The 1650-nt window shown below is 68.0% G+C and carries 1 protein-coding gene and 1 pseudogene; one reads left to right on the top strand and one right to left on the bottom strand.

Features of this window, described 5'->3' with window-relative positions; genetic code table 11:
- Positions 1-271, top strand: a pseudogene (locus ACXJKH_RS20085) (hemin ABC transporter ATP-binding protein); the annotation flags it as partial.
- 108 nt (positions 272-379) lie between these two features.
- On the opposite strand, the gene ACXJKH_RS20090 reads toward ACXJKH_RS20085, so the two are convergent.
- Positions 380-1650: TonB-dependent siderophore receptor (locus ACXJKH_RS20090; RefSeq protein ID WP_457322004.1), on the bottom strand; the 1271-nt coding region annotated here is incomplete at its 5' end.

Here is a 1650-nt window from a genome sequence, read left to right on the forward strand (position 1 = left end):
GGACCTGCGCCACCAGGAACGCACGCTGCGCAGCGTGCGCGCCCTGGCAGATGCCGGTGCCTGCGTGATCGTGGTGCTGCACGATCTGAATCTGGCGGCCGGGCATGCCGACCGCATCGTGCTGCTGGAACAGGGCAGGGTAGCGGCGGACGGCACCCCGGCGCAGGTGCTGACCGAAGCCCACTTGGGTCGCGTCTACCAGCAGCCGGTGATCGTGCTGCAGCACCCGCAGCGCGGCGTGCCGTTGGTAGTGGTCGCCGACCCACCGTAGAGCCGACCGTTGGTCGGCTGCGCGGCATCCCCGATCAACGCCACCGTCCGGCGATGGACTGTTTCGCCGGGCGTTGGCCCGCACCCCCGGCGACCCGCCGACGCCTCATTACCAGCCGAACGTCGCCGTCGCCATGACCGTGCGGCCGCTGCCGTAGTAGCACGAGGACACGCCGGTGCAGGTGGACACAAAACGCTTGTCGGCCAGGTTGCTGGCGTTGAGCGCGAGCTGCACATGGGTGCTGCCGATCTGGCCGAGGTCATAGCGCAGCGCCGCATCGAACAGCGTGTAGGACCGAATGCGGTACAGGTTGGCGCTGTCGCCATAACTGACGCCGTTGTAGCGCGCACCCGCCGCCAGGCTCAGCCCGCGCAGCGCACCGTCCTGGAAGGTGTAGTCCGCCCAGAACGAGGCGCTGTAGTCGGGCACCATCGCCAGCGCTTTGCCTGCGTATGCGGCCGAGCGGGTCATCTCCGAGTCCATGCGCGAGGCCGCGCCGATCAGGCTGAAGCCGTCGATCGGGGTGATCCGGGCTTCCAGTTCGATGCCGCGCACGCGGCCTTCGTCACCCTGGATCGAACAGGTGGCGGTGCCGGTCGCGCCGCAGTTGCGATGGCTGGCCACCGGGTCGTCGACGATCATGTTCTGCTGGCGCAGGTCGTACACGGCCAGGGTGACCAACCCATCCACCGAGGCCGGCTGGTACTTCAGGCCCGCTTCCCACTGCGACCCGGTAACCGGTTCGAGGGCGGTGAGGGTGAAGCTGTCCAGCGGCGACTTGGTCGACGGCTGGAACGATTCGGCGTAGCTCACATACGGGGTGAGGCCGTTGTCGAACACATACAACAGTCCGGCACGGCCGGTGAAGGCTTCGCTCTTGATCACGCTGTGGCCGCCGGGGGTGGAGATGCCGGTGGCGATGTTGCGGTTGGCGCTGGTGCTGTCGTCCTTGGTCCAGTCGTAGCGGCCGCCCAGGGTCAGCCGCCAGTTGGCCAGTGCGATCTGATCCTGCAGGTACACGCCGCTCTGGCGGTTGACCCCGGCCGTCGGCGTTTCAGTGCTGACCGTGGGTGCGTAGGTGGAATACACCGGGTTGAAGATGTCGATCGGGCGCGGACTGCTCATCGCGCTGCGTACCCCTTCCCAGTCGGCGCGCTGCCAGTCCCAGCCGAGCAGCACGGTGTGYTCGGCCGCACCGATGGCAAAGCGTGCCTGCAGCCGGGTGTYGAAGGTGTCCCCCTCCGAATCGCCGGTGCCCATGACGCCGCGACGGTTCTGCGTGCGGCCATCGGCGTTGAGTGCACCGAAGGTCACCACGCCGCGGTACAGCGAATCCACGTGGGTGCGGCGCGCGTTCTGCGTGAGCGTGAGGTGGTCGT

Source organism: Stenotrophomonas sp. P5_B8 (assembly GCF_054049855.1).